We start from the raw sequence: 18,415 nt of genomic DNA, 5'->3' as shown, positions 1-18,415 counted from the left end.
CCCCCGATACAGTTCATTAATCAGCACGTCCTTGTTCTCGAAATACCGGTAGATCGTGCCGGCCCCCACCCCTGCACGCTCTGCGATGAGCGCCATGGGAGCACCGTGAAAGCCGTGCTCTGCGATAAGCTCAAGGGCCGCCCGGACAATCTCGTCCCGTCTTTCCGGCTTGGTCATACGTACCTCTCTCTAATCGGAATGAACGTTCATTCCAAAATATAAAAAACGGGTTTGGATGTCCAGCATTTTTTCCAAACCCTTTGTCGCTAGAGAGCGTGACAAGCGCGGCGGAAGCCGCTCAGGAGCCGGTCAGATCGAACTGTTTGATTTTTCTGTAGAGGGTGTTCCTGCCGATACCGAGGACTTTCGCCGTCTCCGTTATGTTCCACCGGTACTGCTCCAGCGCCCGCCGGATGGTTTCCTCTTCAGTATCCTTGAGACATGGGGGGGCGGGAGGGACCATCCCCCTCTCCCGCATGGCCGAGATCAGCCTGGTTTCCAGGGCGTGCAGTGAATCGAGCATGGTCTTCAACTCATCAGGATTCATCGTCCGCACATCGGGGATAGAGAGCGTGCGCCCAGGGAGATGCTCCTGGGAAAGGACACCGGCCGACGGTTCGTCTCCGACGACCGGCGGCGATATGCTGTCGGCTGCATCGGCTCCGTTCACCAGCGTGCTCCCCAAGTGGTCAGGCATTATGGTGTCGCCGCTGCACATAACCACGGCACGCCGCATAACGTTGGCAAGCTGGCGTATGTTGCCCGGCCAGCCGTACCCCTGCAGGAGGCGCAACGCCTCGGGTGAAATCCGGAAATCGGGATTGAGCTGCCGGACAAAGTGCTCCGCAAGTTGGGGGATGTCTTCAAGGCGGGAGCGCAGCGGTGGAATTTCGAGCCGTACCACGTTGAGCCGGTAGTACAGGTCCTCGCGGAACGTTTTCTCACGAATGGCCTGCTCCAGATCGACATTGGTCGCAGCGATGACCCGCACGTCGGTCTTGATCGGCTTTTCACCACCGACGCGCATGAATTCGCCGGTCTCCAGCACCCGCAGCAGCTTTACCTGGATCTGCGGACTGGCGTCACCGATCTCGTCGAGAAACAGCGTCCCGTGGTTGGCCAACTCGAAAATGCCGCGGCGGGGCTGGTTGGCGCCGGTGAAGGCCCCCTTCTCGTGACCGAACAACTCACTCTCCAGAAGGTTTTCCGGCAGGGCGCCGCAGTTTACCGGGATGAACGCCTGGTCGGCCCGCCCGGAGGCGGCGTGGATGAAGCGGGCCAGAACTTCCTTACCGGTGCCGGTATTCCCCTGGATCAGGACGGTCACATTCTTGGCGGCAATCTTGTGGGCCACGGACACGAGCCGCCTCATGGCCGGCGAGGCGCCCACCCGGAAACCGACTGCCCGGGCCACGCCGGCCCACTCCTCCGCGTCGGCGCTTCCCTGCTGGAGGTTGAGGCCGTGGCTGGCGGCCTTTTCAACCAGAGCCTCTATCTCATCGATGTCTTCGAAGGGCTTTTCCAGGTACTCGTATGCCCCGAGCTGCATCGCCGTGACGGCCGTCTTGATGGTGCTGTAACCGGTCATGATGATGACTTCGCAGGAAGGCTGCCGGGCCTTGATCGCCTTCAGAAGGGTCAGACCGTCGGTATCCGGCAGCTTAAGGTCCACCATGGCCACGTTGAAACTGTTTTCTCCGATGGCCCGCAGGGCGTCCGGCTCGTTCGATGCGGTGACGACCCCGTACCCTTTTCGCGCCAGCAGGCGGCGGAAAAAAGTGCAGACATCCGCCTCATCGTCGATAATCAATACCTGTATCTGTGACATGATAACACTCCGCCATGGGTTTTTTGAGCATGATGCGGCTGCTCACCCCCTGCTCGCGTTGCTCACTTCTCCCCTACCTTGCAGGGGGGGGGGACTGAGGGGGTCCATTAATGCCAAAAAATATGAATAAAATTCTTACTGCTCGACGGGAAGGAGCAGCGAGAACGTGCTCCCCTCCCCCTGCTTGCTCTCCACCTCAATGGTTCCGTTATGGGACTCGGCAATACCCAGGCTTACCGAAAGGCCGAGCCCGGTCCCCTTGGTCGCTTCCTTGCTCGTGTAAAACGGGGTGAAGATCTTGGACAGGTTCTCCGGCGCGATGCCGGTGCCATTGTCCTTCACGCTGAGAACTGCCCACCTCTTTCCATGCTTGACCAGCAGCGAAGTTGCCACCGTGATGACTTTTTCCCTGCGCTCCACATCACCCAGGGCATCCCGGGCGTTGATCAGGAAGTTGGTCAATACTTGCTGGATCTGGGGACCGTTGGCGGTGAGCCGGGGGAGAAAGGGGGCCAGCTGTTCGACGATCCTGATCTGGCTCCGGTTTATCTGGTACTGGATCATGCTGAGCACCCGCTCAACCTCGGCATTGAGGTCGATATCCATCACCGGCGGCTGGTTCTGCCGCGAAAAGGTCAGCAGGTTCTGGATGATCCGTTTGCAGCGAATGCCGGAATTGACAATGTCTTCCAGCACCTCTGCCCTGTCGTACTGGCCATCCTGCTGGAGATCCCTGGCCAGCAGCTGGGCCGTGCCGATGATGACCGTCATGGGGCTGTTCAGCTCGTGGGCGACCCCGGCCGCCATCTCCCCCAGTGCCGCCAGCTTCGCCGTCTGCACCAGCTGAGCCTCCATCTTGGTCTTGTCGGTGACATCCTTGATGATGATCGTCACCGCCGAGAGCTGCTTCTCTTCGTTGAGCACCGGGTAGTAGGAAAGGTCGAGAATCAGCCCCGTGTCGGTCTGCCAGCGCTGGAAAACCGGCTTCAGGGTCCGCTGGACCTCCTTGATGGGGCAGTTATCGCAGGGATGGGTCCGGCCGTGGAGCCTGGCAAAACACTTGTTGCTCACCGCCTGGTTCCAGAACCCGCTCATGGCCGGCGGAAGCCGGTTGTTGTGGAGCAGCACGTTGTAATCGGTGTCGATCAGGAAAATCGGGTCGGTGACCGCCAGGAAGGTCTCTTCCCACTCCTTCTTGGCCCGGGAAACCTGTTTGTAGAGACGGGCGTTCTGGATGCTGATGGACAACTGGTCGGCCAGATGCTGCACAAAGCTCAGATCCGACTCATTGTAGGCCCCGTCGACAATGCTGGCGACGATGAGGGCGCCGATCACCTCGTCCCGCTTGAACATGGGGGCAACCGCCAGTGCCCGGAGCGGCCCCGGATAGCGGGGATTGATCTGGACATGGCTCAGCTCTTCGGCTGTCTGGTTGAAGATGCCGGCCTTTTTGTCCCGGATGACATTCAACGTGGGGGAATGGGCGGGAAAGTTGTCAATCCGGCAGAAATCCTTCGGCATCAGGGCCTTGAGCCGCAACGCGCCGTTGCGAAGCGTCACCAGGCCGAGAAAATCACAGGGAAGGGTCTGGGGAAACTTGGTGAAAGCCCGTTCCAGGATATCCTCAATGGACATGTCGATGTTGATGTCCCGGATGAGCTGCTGAAGGATCTCCAGGCGGCTGTTCTGCTTGAGGATCTCCTGGTTCCGTTTTTTCAGCTCGATATAGTAGTTGAGCTTGGAGGAGTCGACCCCGGTCAACTGCTCCAGCAGCTTTTCCCTGTTGTCCATGGCTCTCCCCGGTTACATCGCCTTGCGAAATATTATTTCGATGTCTTCAACCGTGGCGTTGCGCGGATTGGTCACCAGACAGGCATCGTTCAGGGCGTTGCGGCTCAAAAGCGGGATGAACTCCTCCCGCAGCCCCATGGCGCCGAGCCCCTTGGCGAGGCCGATATCGGCGATCAGCTCGCGGATCCCCTCGATGGCCAGCCGTGCCCCCGCCTCGGCACTGGTGTTGCGCACGTCCTTCCCCAGGGACCAGGCGATATGCTTGAAGCGCTCGGGGCAGGCCGTGAGGTTGAACTCCATGACATGCGGCAGGATCGAGGCGTTGGCCTCGCCGTGATGCTCGTCCAGGAGGCCGTCCACCTGGTGGGTCATGGCGTGGGTGGCGCCGAGGATGGCGTTGGAGAAGGCGATGCCGGCGGTGAGGCTCGCCATGGCCATATTGGTGTTCGCCTCCATGTCCTGGCGGTCGGCCACCGCTCGCCGCAGGTTGGCCGCAATGAGCTGGATCGCTTTGCAGGCGTGGATGTCGGTGAGGGGGGTCGCCGCCAGTGAGACGTAGGACTCGATGCCGTGGGTAAGGGCATCCATGCCCGTGGCGGCGGCCAGCTTGGCGTCCTTGGTCCTGAGGAGCTCCGGGTCGACGATGGCGATGTCAGGCACCAGGGACTTGGAGATGATGGACATCTTCAGCTTCCGCTCCGTGTCGACGATGATGGCGAACTGGCTCACCTCGGAACCGGCGCCCGCGGTGGACGGGACGATCACCATGGGGGGGAGCGGCCGGGAAATCTTGTTGATTCCCTCATAATCACGCAACTGGCCGCCGTTGCTGGCAAGGATGGCCACTGCCTTGGCCACGTCGGTGGGGCTGCCACCGCCAACGGCAACAATGGCGTCGCACCCCGAGGCCAAGTACCGTTGTGCTCCCTGCGTAACCTCGAAATCCTTGGGATTGGAGGTGAGGGACGAGTAGATTTCCGTTTCCAGGCCGACGGCGTGGAGGTAGTGCAGCGCCTGCTCCACCCATCCGGCATTGATCACATCCTCATCGCTGACCAGGAACACCTTGGAGGCGCCGATGCGGGCGGCGCTCTCGCCGATCTGGCTCAGGGAGCCCCGGCCGAAGATGATCTCCGGCGCCACAAACTTGCTGATATTCACACTGTCTCCTTTTGGAACCGGCCAGTTTTCCGCCGTCTCACGCCACCGACCGGCGAGAATGACACCGTATACAGGTGTATACGCCTGCAATTCCCGTGCAAAAGACATAAACCTGCCGTTTACGTCATATTGCGCCATAGTGGCCCGTTGCCGCTGTTCCATTTCGAAACAAAGGCTATCGTTCCATTTTAGCGCACTATGCTCCAAAATGGCACAAAGTTTGTTTTAAGGGGGACAGAGATGCAGATGCACCTACCGGCCGCAGCGGCTAATGCTGACGGAACGGCTGGGTGACTGTGCCAAGGTTTGTGGTTTGCACAAACGACTGCCCGATGAGGGAAAACTAGGGAAGGTGAATCAGGTCGCACCCGCGGCACTTTCCGTACCGCTGGGCCGGGAGGAAAAAGTTGATGGTGAGACAGTGGGGGCACTGCCAGAAATCGAAACGGGATACCTCCCGGCCGGCAAGGGTGCTGAACAGCCAGCGGTAGTAGGCATCCCAGTCGTACTTCGGAGGCTGCGCGGCCTGTTCAACCAGTTGCTCCAACAGCATGGGGGGCCTCCCTTTGTCGTCCGGCATTCAAGTGTACACCACAACTGCCGAGAGAAAAAACATTCATCACTCCCTGTCGGGTATTAATTCAATTAAAAAAGCCGCTCCCCCTGTCCGAAACAGAGTGGAGCGGCTTTTTGCGCGTAGAGAAACCGCGTCAGGCCAGATGCGCACCAATGGCCGCGGCGGCCCGCTTGCCGTCACCCATGGCGAGGATGACGGTGGCCCCGCCCCGCACCATATCGCCCCCCGCAAAGACGCCGGGGATGCTGGTGGCACCGTTCTCGTCCGCCACGATGTTTCCCCACCGGTTCAGGTCCAGGTCCGGGGCGGTGGCGGTGAGGAGCGGATTGGCCCGGGTGCCGACGGCGTTCACCACCACTTCGGCGGGGAGGTCGAAGTCGGAGCCTTCGACCGGCACCGGCTTGCGGCGCCCGGAGTCGTCGGGCGGCCCCAGCTCCATCCGCCGGCAGCGGAGCGCCGCGACCCAGCCGTCCTCGGTGCCGACGATCTCCAGGGGCGCGGTGAGCATGACGAACTCGACCCCCTCCTCCTTGGCGTGCTTGATCTCCTCCACCCGGGCCGGCATCTCGGCCTCGCCGCGGCGGTAGACGATCATGGCCCGCTCGGCGCCGAGGCGACGGGCGGTGCGGACGCAGTCCATGGCGGTGTTGCCGCCGCCGATGACCGCCACCTGGCGCCCGGCGATGATCGGCGTTGGTGCATCGGGATTTCTACCCGCCTCCATGAGGTTCACCCGGGTCAGGAACTCGTTTGCCGAGTAGACCCCTTTGAGGTTCTCCCCCGGGATATTGAGCATGGTGGGGAGCCCGGCGCCGTTGGCGATGAAGACCGCGTCGAACTCCTCCCTGAGCTGCCCCAGGGTGAGGGTCTTGCCGACGATGACGTTGCACTCGATCTCCACTCCCATTTCGACGAGGCGGGAGACCTCCACGTCGATGATCTCCTTGGGGAGGCGAAACTCGGGGATGCCGTAGCGGAGCACCCCGCCGGTGTCGTGGAGCGCCTCGAAGATGGTTACCCCGTGCCCTGCCCGGGCCAGTTCGCCGGCGGCGGTGAGCCCGGCCGGGCCGCAGCCGACCACTGCCACCCGTTTGCCGGTGGCTGGCGGAAGCTCGACCTTCGCCAGCTTCTCCCGGTTGGCCATGGCCCAGTCGGCCACGAAGCGCTCCAGGTAGCCGATTGCCACCGGCTCCCCCTTCACCCCGCGGACGCACTTGGCCTCGCACTGGGTCTCCTGGGGGCAGACCCGCCCGCAAACCGCCGGCAGGGCGTTGTCACCCTGGAGGATACGGGCCGACTCGGGGAGATCCTCCGTCGCCAGGGCGTCCAGGAACTCGGGGATGGAGACCCCCACGGGGCACCCTTCCACACAGGGGCGGTGCTTGCACTGGATGCAGCGCTTCGCCTCCTGAACCGCGTCCTCCATCCCGAGCCCCCGGTTCACCTCCTCAAAGTTGCGGCTCCGGATTGTGGCGTCCAGCTCGGGCATGTGGACCCGGCCGAGAGCGAGCCGCTCCTTCATGCTGAGATCGTTAGCCATTGGCCACCTCCTTCGTGAGCCGGCACTCGGTGGCGGCATGGCGGGCCCGCTCCTCGAAGCTGCGGTAGGTGGTGAGCCGGTCGCTGAGACCGTCGAAATCCACCAGGTGGCCGTCGAACTCAGGCCCGTCAACGCAGGCGAACTTCGACTCTCCCCCCACCACCACGCGGCAGCCGCCGCACATGCCGGTGCCGTCGATCATGATGGGATTAAGGCTCACCACGGTCTCGATGCCGTGGGGACGGGTCAACTCCGCCACCGCCCGCATCATCGGCACCGGCCCGACAGCCAGCACCACCTTGGGCGCCTTGGCCGGGTCGGCGATGAGGTCAGCCAGCGCATGGGTGACGAACCCCTTGCGGCCGCTGCTCCCATCCTCGGTGGTGATGAGCACCTCGGCGGAAAAGGCCGCCAGCTCGTCGGCCAGGATGATGTACTGCTCGGAGCGGCCGCCGATAACCGTGGTCACCTGGTTCCCCGCCTCGGCCAGGGCCCGGGCCAGGGGGAAGAGGACCGCCGTGCCGACCCCGCCGCCGACACAGGCAACCCGGCCCCAGTTCTCGATATGGGTCGCCTGCCCCAGGGGACCGGCCACGTCCCGGAGTGCCCCGCCCACGGGGATGTCGACGATCTTGCGGGTAGAGGCGCCGATGGCCTGAATGAAGAGGGTGACGGTCCCGGCGGCCGGGTCGGCGTCGCCGATGGTGAGGGGGATACGCTCGTCCCCCCGGTCGGCCCGGACGATGACGAACTGCCCGGGCTTGCGGGCGCCGGCCACGCGGGGCGCCTTCACCGTCAGCCGGTGGAGGTTCGGCGCCAGGATTTCGTTTTCGAGGATTTCGTACATGGATGAAACCTTTCAACCGTGGGATAGGGGCGGCGGAGCCGCCGCAGCTAGATTGAACGTCTTGATTCTCTTTGCCTCAGTTCCACCGAGGGTCGCCCGAGGGGGCCGGGGATTCTCCCGGAGAAAAAGTCCCGCCAAAAAACAGGGTGCCGGTGCGACAGGAAATCGGCACCATGAGCTGCTCAAGCGAATCGGGGGGGCGGAGGCGACGCTTGGGGTATTTTCGGAGTGAGAGTCCCGGGCCCCCTCTACAACCATCAGAAGCCAAATGTGACCACACAGAACTAAAACACAGATCGAAATGTAAACGAATTGCTTTCTCGTGAGTCCTTGACGGCCGCTGTTCCACTTCACTCCGCGTGCCGCTTACGACAGACACTGGAATATCCCCGCGCTCCAGAGACAGCTCCCGCAGGGCTCGGCATTCACGTAGCAGTCCTGCTCGAAGTTATCGGCCTGCACGTAGTCGCAGGGGGCGAAAGCGCAGCCGGGGCAGTAGGGGTGGTCGTAGCGCAGCACATTCTCCCGGTAGCTGCGGAATTCGGCGCCGTTCCAGATATCGAGAACCCCCTTTTCGGCGAGGCTGCCGAAGCGCCGGGGCCGAACCGGATGGAGCCAGCCGTTGGCGTAGGAGCGACAGGAGTGCCAGAGGTAGTAGCAGGGATGCACCCAGCCATCCCAAGACACGAAGGCGCCACCCTGCTCCACGAAATCGCACCGCTTGCGCTCCCGAGGTACCGCCTCGGGAAGCCTCAGAGCCAGGCCCGTCGCCCGCGCCACCTCCCGCGCCTCCTCGAAGACCTCGACCACATCCTGGAGTCTGCCGTAATCCAGGGCAAGAAGCCTTCTGAGGTCGAGCATGATGCCGCGATTCTGGGCGTCGGCCCTGATCGCCTCCACGAAATTCACGATTCGCTGCTCCGCGGGAGTACGGTCGAACCGGAAGAGGAGCTCGAAATAGCGGCGGATCTCCACGCCGGCCAGTTCGGCCTTGTCCTTCCAGACGTGGAATAGGGAAAGGGCCTCGTCGGTGCAGAGGTCGTAGGCGCGCTGGTCCGTGTGGGACTCGCCATAGGGGAGGACGTGGGAGACCAGAGCATAGGTGACTCCCCGGGCAGCGGCCCAGCGGAGCGCCGCCGGCAGCTCCCGCAGGTTCTCGCGCATGAGGACGAACTCCACGCCGATCTCCAGGTCGGGCCTGCCGCACCCGGCCCGGGCGGAGGTGAGGGCCGAGAGGGCCCATTCCAGATCGTTCAGCTTACCCCCCTCGCGGATGGCCCGGAAGGTGTCGGGGGAGGCGCCGTCCATGGAGAGGCAGATCCGGTCGACTCCCGCATTGACCAGTGAAAGCGCCCGGATGGTGGTCATCAGGAGCCCGTTGCTCTGGAACCCGATCCAGCCGTGGGCCGGCATGAATTTGCGGGCCCGGGCGATGAACTGCTCCAGCCGGGGATTGAGGAGCGGCTCGCCGACCCCATTGAGGATGAGCGCCTCCAACCGGGGGAAGGCCGGTTCCAGGGCCGCGAAGGTCGACGGCTGCAGGTCGCCCTCGGTGATGCTGCAGCCGGGGGTCTGCTTCATGCACATGACGCATCCCAGGTTGCAGCGGCTGGTGGTCTCCACGAACAGCTTTGTTGGGTGCTCACGGAACGCGGGAGCGACGGCGGGGGGCTCCGCAGGGTAAATCGCCGGGGAGTTTGCTGACATGTGGTCTCCAGATCGGGATTAGATGATGTGACAGCAGCCGGTCAGGAAAACCGCAGCCCCTCGGCCACCACCTCGGCAATGTCCCGTACCCGGGTATCACCGGCCTGGCGGTCCTTGAGGCCGTCCTCCAGCATGGTCATGCAGTAGGGGCAGGTGACGCAGATGGTTTCGGGCGCCGCCCGGAGCGCCTCGTCGACCCGGCTGTGGTTGATGCGGCTCCCCAGTTGCTCCTCCATCCACATGCGCCCCCCGCCGGCGCCGCAGCAGAACGATTTCTCCCGGTTGCGGCCCAGTTCCTCCGCTGGCTCGCCGGTCACCCGGCGGATCACCTCACGGGGCGCCTCGTAGACGCCGTTGTGCCGTCCCAGGTAGCAGGAGTCGTGGAACACCACGGTGCCGAGACCGGCATACTCCCCCTCCAGGGAGAGCTTTCCGTCGGCCAGGAGCCCCAGGATGAACTCGGCGTGGGGGATCACCTCCAGCTCCAGGCCGTACTGGCGATAGTCATTTTTGAGCGTGGTGAAGCAGTGGGGGCACTGGGTAATCACCCTGGTCACCCCCCGCTCCCGGAAGAGCGCCACGTTCTCCCGGGCCATCCGGTCGAAGACGAACTCGTTGCCGAGCCGCCGGAGGCTGTCGCCGCAGCACGTTTCATCCTTCCCCAGGATTCCCCACGACACGCCGGCCCGGTCGAGAATCCGGGCGAGGGCTACGGTCACCTGCCTGCTCCGGGAATCAAAGGAGCCGGCGCATCCCACGTAGAGGAGATACTCGGTCTTGCCGGCTTCGAAGGGCTTCACCGCCATGTGGGAAGTCCACTTGGTCCGCTCCGTGGGGGCGATTCCCCACGGATTAGAGCGCCCTTCCATGTTCTCGAAGAGGTTCAGGAGTTCCTCGGGGAACCGGGCCTCCATCTCCACCAGGTGGCGCCGCATTCCTATCACCTTGGGCAGGTGCTCGATGAGAACCGGGCAGGCCGCCATGCAGGCGCCGCAGGAGGTACAGGACCAGATGGCCTCCTCGGCCACGCGCCCCTCCCCTTCCCCGCCGATGAGCGGCACCGTGGCCGCGCCGCCCCGCTTGAGGAGCGGCCCGTTGGCCAGGAGGTTCAGGCGGATAGCCTCCACGAGCCGCCGGGGGTTCAGGGGCTTGCCTGTGGTGGCGGCGGGGCAGAGCTCCTGGCACCGGCCGCACTTGGCGCAGGCAAAGGAGTCCAGGAGATCCGCACGGGAGAAGCGGTCCGCCTGCCCCGTGCCGAAGGCGGTCCCCTCCTCAAAGGCCTCCCGGGCCGGGATGCTGGGACCATCGGGCCGGCGGACGAAGCAGTTGGCAACGGCGGTGAAAACGTGAAGGTGCTTGCTGTAGGGAATGAGGACCGTGATGAAGGCGAGGAGCGCTACGGCGTGGGTCCACCAGGCAAGGAGACCGAACGCCTCGATCTGCCGGCTCTCCAGTATGCCGAGCATGGCCGCCATTGCCGACGACACCGGCATGACCGGGGCCGCGGCCTGGCGGTCCAGGGCGATGGCCGCGCCGTTCACCCCGAAAAAGCCGAGCATGTGTACGGCGACGAGGATGAGGATGGCATAGGCCTCCAGGCTCCTCCCCTCCGGATAGGGGGGTGCCAGGGTCCGACGCACGAGGGCCACGACCGCCGCACCGAGAGCCGCCAGGGATGCCAGGTCGCAGAGCCCCATGAAGGGGAGATGTACGGCGGCAGGCAGCCGCTCCAGGCTCAGGGAGGGGAAGACACCCGCGAGCATGAATTCGATGTTGGCCGCCAGGAGGATCATGAATGACCAGAAAATGACCAGGTGATTCAGGCCAAAGGGGCGGCTCAGGACCCGCTTCTGGGCGAAGGCGTAGAGGAGCATCTCCCGGAGCCCTTGCAGAAGATTCACACCGCGCCCGTCGGGGCGCCCCAGGGCAACGAGCCCGAGTCGGCGGTACATGCTCCAGCAGAAAACGAGGAGGGAGGCGATCAGAATCGGCGTAAAAATGGCGGCATTGGGCTGCATGCGTGGACCTCTATCGGATGGTTGACTGCTTCAGCTGCCTGAGCTGGGAGGTGAGGGCCGGGACCACGCGGAAGAGATCCCCCACGATGCCGTAGGTGGCCACCTGGAAGATGGGGGCCTCCTTGTCCCGGTTGATGGCGATGACCATGTCCGAGTCCTGCATCCCCACCAGGTGCTGGATCGCTCCCGAGATGCCGCAGGCGATGTAGATCTTCGGCCGGACGGTCTTGCCGGTCTGCCCCACCTGGCGCTCGTGGGGCATCCAGCCGGCGTCCACGGCGCTGCGGGACGCCCCCACCACTCCGCCCAGCTCGTCGGCCAGCTCCTGGAGCAGGCCGAAGTTCTCCTTGGCCATCATACCCCGGCCGCCGGAGACGATGAACTCGGCCCCGGCGATGTCGACTCCCCCCTTCTTGTCCCGGATGATCTCCAGGACCTTGGTGAGGATGTCGGCTTCCCTGATGGCGCAGGTTTCCCGGACGACCTCGCCGGTGGCCCCCTCCCTCCGACCGGGCATCTGCATCACGTGGGGGCGGACCGTGGCCATCTGGGGGCGGAACCGGTCGCACATGATGGTGGCCATGATGTTGCCGCCAAAGGCAGGGCGGGTCTGACGCAGATTCCGCCGGTCATCCACGTCGAGACCGGTGCAGTCGGCGGTGAGCCCGGTCTTCACCCGGGTGGCCACGGCGCCCGCCAGGTCGCGCCCCATGCCGGTGGCCCCCATGAGGACGATCTCCGGCTTGTACGTTTCAATGAGGGAACAGCAGGCCTCCAGGTACGCCTCTGTCCGATAGTGGCGGAATACCGGCTGATCCAGCAGATAGGCCCTGGTGGCGCCGTAGGCGAAGGCCTCGTGGCAGAGGTGCTCCACATTTTCGCCGATGACCAGTGCGCAGAGCTCCGTGCCGAGGCTCCTTGCCAACCCGGCCCCTGCCCCCATCAACTCCCAGGAGACCCGCGCCGGCTCCCCCTCGGTCTGCTCCACGAAGACCCAGACCCCGCGCCAGGCGGCGATGGCCTCGCGCCGGAGCCGCTCCTCCTCGTCCACCCCGTCGTCGGCCTGACCGGCCTCCTTCTCCAGGAGGGCGAGGATCGCCAGCTCCGCGGGGGTGTAGAAGATCTCCAGGGCGTTCCCCGGGCAGGCCTTCACACACTTGACGCAGCCGATGCATTTGTCCTCAACGATGCGCGGCTCCCCTGAACCGCCCATCTCGATACCGTCCACCGGGCAGGCGCTCTGGCACCGGGCGCCGCAGGCGATGCACTTTCCTTCGACAAGGCGCGCCTTGCCGCGGGGTCTCTTCGGTTTCTTCGGTTCGGTCATGGAATACCTCGTTCAAGCGCTACACCGCCAGCATGTCCTTGGCCAGCAACTGTTCGATCAAGAGCCGCGCCGTTCCCACCGGGTCGCCGATCCCGTCGCCGATGATCTCCCCCTTGTCCCGCTCCGGGGAAAAAATCCGGCTCACCCAGGTGGGGGACCCCTTGAGGCCGACGCTGTTCACGTCCAGCCGGAGCACGTCGTTGCCCCAGACCGTCACTTGGGCCTTGCGGGCCGCGAGCCGCATGGGGACGCTGGGGTAGCGGGGGCGGTTCAGCTCCCGCACCACGGTGATCATGACCGGCAGGGGTGCTTCAACGATCTCGTAGCGCCCTTCCAGCTTGCGCCGCACCCTGATCCGCCGGGCGGTGACATCCAGCTGCTCGATGCGGTCCACCAGCGTCAACTGGGTGAAGCCGAGGCGTACGGCGATGCCGGGGCCCACCTGGGCCGTATCACCGTCAATGGTCTGCTTCCCGCAGAAGACGATCCCCACCTCCTCACCGCTCTCTTGGGCAATCTTCGCGATGGCCGCGGCCAGCACGTTGCTGGTGGAGAGGGTGTCGGCGCCGCCGAAACAGCGGTCGGAGCAGAGGATGGCGTCATCGGCCCCCAGACAGAGGGCCTTGCGGAGCGCCGCCTCGGCGTTGGGCGGCCCCATGGAAAGGGCCACGGACCGCAATCCGTAGCGGTCTTTGACCCGCAGTCCCTCCTCCAGGGCGTGGGTATCGTAGGGATTGACGATGAACGGAATTCCTTCGCGCACCAGGGTGTTGGTCACCGGGTCGATCTGGACCTGGGTCGTGTCGGGCACCTGTTTTATGCAGGCGACGGTGATCATGGATATTCCCTCCTGAAGCGGCTCATGCCCTCCTGCGGGCCTCGCCGCATTTCATTGCCGCGGCCCGGATGGCATCAAGCCGGCCGGCCCGCTCCACCTTGTCCGCGAACTGGAAGAACGCTTCCCGCATGATGTCCGAGGCGCTCATCTTCATTTTCTCCATGAGTCGCTTGACCTCCTCCATCTGCTCGTCGGTAACCCGAACGGAAATGACCGTCGGCTTGGTGTTCACGTAGACCGATTTCCCCATTGTTCCCTCCCTACCTGAGCCCGATGTCGTCGCCCGCTAGCACTTCGACCGGTTCGCCGGCGTGAACCGCCCCTCCCCGCACCACCCGGGCGAATATCCCTTCCTTCGGCATGACGCAGTCCCCTGCCTGATGATAGATGGCGCAGCGGGTGTGGCACTCCTTGCCGATCTGGGTGACCTCCAGGACCGCCCCACCTACCCTGAGGCGGCTCCCCACCGGCAGCGCCGGCAGGTCGATCCCCGAGGTGGTGATGTTTTCGGCAAAATCGCCAGAATCCACGTCAAGGCCCAGGGACCTCATCTTGTCTATGCTTTCCCGGGCCAGCAGGCTCACCTGCCGGTGCCAGGGACCGGCGTGGGCGTCCCCCACGATGCCGTGTTCCTCCCTGAGATCCACTCCATCCACCGGGGTCTTCCGCTCTCCCTTGTTTCTGCTGATGCTGACCGCGACGATCCGTCCGTCCATCCCGTCCTCCCCTATCCCCCGATCCGTGACATGGCCACGGTGCCGTCCCCAACGTCCCCGTTCTCCAGGTGGTGCCGGCCGGGCTTGCCGACAATGAGCGACCGGAGCCCCCGGCGCAGGAGATCGTGATCGTCCGCAGCCAGCAAGGGTTTGAGATCGAGCCCCTCACCGGAGAAGAGGCAGCCTCGCGCAACGCCCGCCGCGGTTACCCTGATCCGGTTGCACTGGTCGCAGAAGTGACCGGAGACTGGGGTGATGATCCCGATGGCGCCGGCAGCGCCGCTGATCCTGAAGTTCCGGGCAGGGCCGGCCATCTCGGCGCTCACCATCGGCAGCAACGGGAATCGCTCTCCGATCCGCCGGAGGATTTCTCTCCCCGGCACGCAGTGTTCACGCCACCCTTCCTCCCTCAGTGTCGGCATGTACTCGATAAAGCGAACCGTCCAGGGCTTGTCCACCGTCAGGGCGGCAAAGTCCAGGAGTTCTTCGTCATTGACACCCCGCATCACCACCACGTTGATCTTCACGGGAGGAAACCCGGCAGCCTCCGCAGCGGCGATGCCGTCCAGCACCCTCTGCAGCTCCCCTCCCCGCGTAATGTACGAGAAGGTTTCGGGGCGGAGCGAATCGAGACTGATATTGAGCCGCTTGACCCCGGCCCGCCGCAGGGGGGCAGCCGTCTCCGTCAGCTGCAGGCCGTTGGTGGTCAGCACCAGTTCCCGCAACCCGGGAATCGCTGCCACACGGCCCGCGAAATCGACAAGCTCTTTCCGCACCAGAGGCTCGCCGCCTGTGATGCGGATTTTCTCGATTCCGAGGGAAACCGCTTCGCGGGACACCCGCAGCAGATCTTCGTAGCTCAGGGTCTCGCCGTGGCGGAGCTTGGGGACTCCGCCCGCCGGCATGCAGTAGCGGCAGCGGAGATTGCAGCGGTCCGTAACGGAAAGCCTGAGATAGGTAATGCGTCTGCCGAACGAATCAATGAGGCCCATGATCTGCTCCACGTCGTGATGATGGGGATGACGACCAGGTAGTCATCGAAGCCGTTGGCAAGTTCAGTACCAATGGCACGCCGACGGCACGAACCGGAGCCGGCCGGCATGCGCCGATGCCACTACTGACGGGGTTTTCCGGGGATTTTTACAGAGTCCTCTCCGGGAAGGACAGGGGTGAGCAGGGCGGGCCACGAACTGTTCCAATACATTACAGCCGTCCCGGAATGGAACGCCTCATCGCTCCATTGCAGAACAACGTTAAATTAATTCGTATTCAATATACTGCCCGCGTTTACAGCTTTTCAGTCAATGTTTACAACAAAATCAGCACGTTAAACCACCACAACCATCATGACCGAAATGACTTGGTATGCGACTTGCCATATCATCAAACAGTCGTTCTACAAATCCGTATGCACAATCGCTGAAGAGAATCTCCGCAAGACCCATCACCATGGCGGCAGCACCGCACACAACAAAAGGAGGAAGTACACATGGCATTGGCAGATCAAACGTTCGGTTTCTTCATCCCCACGGTAACCCTCATGGGAGTCGGCTCCTCCAAGGAGACCGGCGCCCAGGTAAAGGCCCTCGGCGCCAAGAAGGCCCTGCTGGTCACCGACAAGGGGATCTCGGCCATCGGCATGGCCGACCAGGTCAAGCAGCAGGTTGAAGCGGCTGGTGTGCAGGTCGTCATCTTCGACGGCGCCGAGCCCAATCCCACGGACAAGAACGTTCATGACGGCGTGAAGGTCTATCAGGACAACCAGTGCGACTCCATCATCTCCCTCGGCGGCGGCAGCTCCCACGACTGTGCCAAAGGAGTGGGTCTCGTGATCGGCAATGGCGGCAACATTCGCGACTTCGAAGGGGTCAACAAGTCCACCAGGCCCATGCCCCCGTTCGTGGCCATCAACACCACCGCCGGCACCGCCAGCGAGATGACCCGCTTCTGCATCATCACCAACACCGACACCAAGGTAAAGATGGCCATTGTCGACTGGCGCTGCACCCCGAACATCGCCATCAACGACCCGGTCCTGATGGTCGGCAAGCCGGCCCCTCTCACCGCCGCCACCGGCATGGACGCCCTGACCCACGCCGTTGAGGCCTACGTTTCCACCATCGCCACCCCCATCACCGATGCCTGCGCCCTCCAGGCCATCCGGCTCATCGCCGACTGGCTCCGCCCCGCGGTGGCCAACGGCAAGAACCTGGAAGCCCGCGACAAGATGGCCTACGCCGAATACCTGGCCGGCATGGCGTTCAACAACGCGAGCCTCGGCTACGTCCACGCCATGGCCCACCAGCTCGGCGGCTTCTACAACCTCCCCCACGGGGTCTGCAACGCCATCCTGCTGCCGGCGGTCTGTGAATTCAACATGATATCCAACCCGAAGCGCTTCGCCGATATCGCCGTTGCCATGGGCGAGACCATCGACGGACTCTCCGACGTGGCTGCCGCCGCCAAGGGCATCGCCGCCATCCGCGAGCTCTCCGCTGACATCGGCATCCCGGCGGGACTCACGGCCCTTAACGTGAAGGAAACCGACCTTCGCATCATGGCCGAAAACGCCATGAAAGACGCATGCATGCTGACCAACCCCCGCATCGCTACCCTTGACTGCGTAATCGGCATCTACAAGGCGGCAATGTAACAGCGACGCGCCCCCTTCCCTTCGAAGGGGGCTGCCATACTCTCCGAGCCTGGCAGCCTACAAGGTACGCCTCATGGCAAAAGGCCACCGGGTGCCCCCGGAAACGGCGGCGCCTCCCTTTCGGAAAGGAGAGCACACCAACACATGAAAGGGAGTAACAGCTCATGGATAAGATTCTTCGCGTAAACATGGCCGATCTGAGTACCAGGATCGAAGCGGTTCCCGCCGAATGGGCGGGGCTCGGCGGCCGCGGACTGACATCGGCGATCGTTGCCGCCGAGGTCCCCCCCACCTGCCACCCCCTGGGACCGAGCAACAAGCTGGTTTTTGCCCCGGGACTCCTGAGCGGCACCCCGGCCGCAAACTCGGGCCGTCTCTCCGCCGGGGCCAAGAGCCCCCTGACCGGGACCATCAAGGAGAGCAACGCCGGCGGCACCTCGGCCCAGATGCTGGCCCGGCTCGGCATAAAGGCGCTCATCATCGAAGGGGCTCCCACGGCCGATGCCTGGTACAGCCTCCATGTATCCACGGACGGGGTCGCAATCCGGGAAGAAACCGAGTTGATCGGCAAAGGGAATTTCGCCGTGATCGAAGCCGTTGAATCCCGGCTCGGGAAGAAAACCGGCGTCCTCACCATTGGTCCGGCCGGCGAACTGAAGATGACCGCGGCCAACATTTCCGTCAAGGACCCGGACAGCAAGATCCGCAGCCACGGCCGCGGCGGCCTCGGCGCCGTCATGGGCTCCAAGAGAATCAAGTTTATCTCCGTCAACGACGAAGGAGCCCCCAAGGTGCCGATTGCCGACCCGGAGAAGTTCAAGGCCGCGGCCCGCGCCTTCGCCAAGGCCCTCCTGGACCACCCGGTAAGCGGCGAGGGGCTCCCAACCTACGGCACCAACGTGCTGGTCAACATCCTCAACGAGGCGGGCGGCCTGCCGACCCGCAACTTCACCATCGGCCAGTTCGAGGGGCACGACAAGATCTCGGGCGAAACCATGCACGACACCATCGTGGGCCGCGGCGGCAAGCATAAGCACGGCTGCCACGCCGGCTGCATCATCCAGTGCTCCCAGGTCTACCACGACAAGGAAGGCAAGTACGTCACTTCCGGCTTCGAGTACGAAACCATCTGGGGGCTCGGCGCCGACTGCTGCATCGACAACCTGGACGACATCGCCGTTGCCGACAATCTCATGGACGACATCGGCATCGACTCCATCGAGACCGCCGTTATGTTCGGCGTGGCCATGGAGGCCGGCATCCTCCCCTTCGGCGACGGCAAGGGGATCATCCGCCTGCTGAAGGACGAAATCGGCAAGGGAAGCCCCCTGGGGCGGATCCTCGGCGGTGGCGCGGCCTCAGTCGGCAAGGCCTATGGCATCACCCGCGTTCCGGTGGTGAAGAACCAGGGG

At 63.9% G+C, this 18,415-nt stretch carries 16 protein-coding genes and 1 riboswitch; of the genes, 2 read left to right on the top strand and 14 right to left on the bottom strand.

All coding sequences use genetic code 11. From position 1 onward, the window contains the following. From AC6CDK_RS15005 to moaA, 14 genes are all read right to left on the bottom strand, one after another. Positions 1-177: helix-turn-helix domain-containing protein (locus tag AC6CDK_RS15005; protein WP_496639898.1), on the bottom strand; the 177-nt coding region annotated here is incomplete at its 3' end. Between the two features lie 121 nt (positions 178-298). Beyond that, the gene (locus AC6CDK_RS15000) at positions 299-1,828 is read right to left on the bottom strand and encodes a sigma-54-dependent transcriptional regulator (RefSeq protein ID WP_192905484.1); all 1,530 of its coding nucleotides are present in this window, start codon (positions 1,826-1,828) and stop codon (positions 299-301) included. A 135-nt stretch (positions 1,829-1,963) separates the two neighbouring features. Then, entirely contained in the window at positions 1,964-3,619 is a 1,656-nt protein-coding gene (locus AC6CDK_RS14995; RefSeq protein WP_192905483.1) for a GAF domain-containing sensor histidine kinase, read from the bottom strand. A gap of 12 nt (positions 3,620-3,631) precedes the next feature. Next, positions 3,632-4,780: an iron-containing alcohol dehydrogenase gene (locus AC6CDK_RS14990; RefSeq protein WP_192905482.1), complete on the bottom strand. Its 1,149-nt coding sequence runs from the start codon at positions 4,778-4,780 to the stop codon at positions 3,632-3,634. 343 nt (positions 4,781-5,123) lie between these two features. Further along, positions 5,124-5,333, bottom strand: a complete 210-nt coding sequence (locus tag AC6CDK_RS14985) for a hypothetical protein (protein WP_192905481.1) — start codon at positions 5,331-5,333, stop codon at positions 5,124-5,126. Between the two features lie 157 nt (positions 5,334-5,490). Continuing rightward, complete coding sequence (gltA, locus tag AC6CDK_RS14980; RefSeq protein ID WP_192905480.1) at positions 5,491-6,897, bottom strand: NADPH-dependent glutamate synthase; 1,407 nt, start codon at positions 6,895-6,897, stop codon at positions 5,491-5,493. Further along, positions 6,890-7,744: a sulfide/dihydroorotate dehydrogenase-like FAD/NAD-binding protein gene (locus AC6CDK_RS14975; protein ID WP_192905479.1), complete on the bottom strand. Its 855-nt coding sequence runs from the start codon at positions 7,742-7,744 to the stop codon at positions 6,890-6,892. The genes gltA and AC6CDK_RS14975 overlap by 8 nt, the downstream gene beginning before the upstream one ends. A 366-nt stretch (positions 7,745-8,110) precedes the next feature. Further along, positions 8,111-9,451 (bottom strand): radical SAM/SPASM family putative metalloenzyme maturase, encoded by a 1,341-nt coding sequence (locus tag AC6CDK_RS14970; protein ID WP_192905478.1) that lies wholly within the window; start codon positions 9,449-9,451, stop codon positions 8,111-8,113. A 41-nt stretch (positions 9,452-9,492) separates the two neighbouring features. After that, entirely contained in the window at positions 9,493-11,469 is a 1,977-nt protein-coding gene (locus AC6CDK_RS14965) for a (Fe-S)-binding protein (protein ID WP_192905477.1), read from the bottom strand. 10 nt (positions 11,470-11,479) lie between these two features. Continuing rightward, the gene (locus AC6CDK_RS14960) at positions 11,480-12,796 is read right to left on the bottom strand and encodes an electron transfer flavoprotein subunit alpha (RefSeq protein WP_192905476.1); all 1,317 of its coding nucleotides are present in this window, start codon (positions 12,794-12,796) and stop codon (positions 11,480-11,482) included. 19 nt (positions 12,797-12,815) lie between these two features. Further along, a complete protein-coding gene (locus AC6CDK_RS14955) occupies positions 12,816-13,634 on the bottom strand; it encodes an electron transfer flavoprotein subunit beta/FixA family protein (RefSeq protein ID WP_192905475.1) in 819 nt (272 codons plus the stop codon). A gap of 22 nt (positions 13,635-13,656) precedes the next feature. Next, the gene (locus AC6CDK_RS14950; protein ID WP_192905474.1) at positions 13,657-13,884 is read right to left on the bottom strand and encodes a ribbon-helix-helix protein, CopG family; all 228 of its coding nucleotides are present in this window, start codon (positions 13,882-13,884) and stop codon (positions 13,657-13,659) included. 10 nt (positions 13,885-13,894) lie between these two features. Continuing rightward, positions 13,895-14,350, bottom strand: coding sequence for an MOSC domain-containing protein (locus AC6CDK_RS14945; RefSeq protein ID WP_192905473.1), 456 nt, complete (start codon positions 14,348-14,350; stop codon positions 13,895-13,897). Between the two features lie 11 nt (positions 14,351-14,361). Next, entirely contained in the window at positions 14,362-15,342 is a 981-nt protein-coding gene (moaA, locus tag AC6CDK_RS14940; RefSeq protein WP_192905472.1) for a GTP 3',8-cyclase MoaA, read from the bottom strand. Between the two features lie 497 nt (positions 15,343-15,839). Here moaA and AC6CDK_RS14935 point away from each other — a divergent pair, with 497 nt between their 5' ends. Both AC6CDK_RS14935 and AC6CDK_RS14930 read left to right on the top strand, forming a co-directional pair. Then, positions 15,840-17,003 carry an iron-containing alcohol dehydrogenase gene (locus AC6CDK_RS14935; protein ID WP_192905471.1) on the top strand — a complete coding sequence of 388 codons (1,164 nt, stop codon included), beginning with the start codon at positions 15,840-15,842 and terminating at the stop codon, positions 17,001-17,003. A 29-nt stretch (positions 17,004-17,032) separates the two neighbouring features. Beyond that, positions 17,033-17,150: riboswitch (molybdenum cofactor riboswitch) on the top strand. A gap of 17 nt (positions 17,151-17,167) precedes the next feature. Continuing rightward, the coding region (locus tag AC6CDK_RS14930) for an aldehyde ferredoxin oxidoreductase N-terminal domain-containing protein (protein ID WP_496639897.1) at positions 17,168-18,415 on the top strand (1,248 nt) is incomplete at its 3' end.

The sequence above is a fragment of the Geobacter sp. PheSNFMC genome (assembly GCF_059620965.1).
This window is presented reverse-complemented; position numbering and strand designations above follow the sequence as displayed.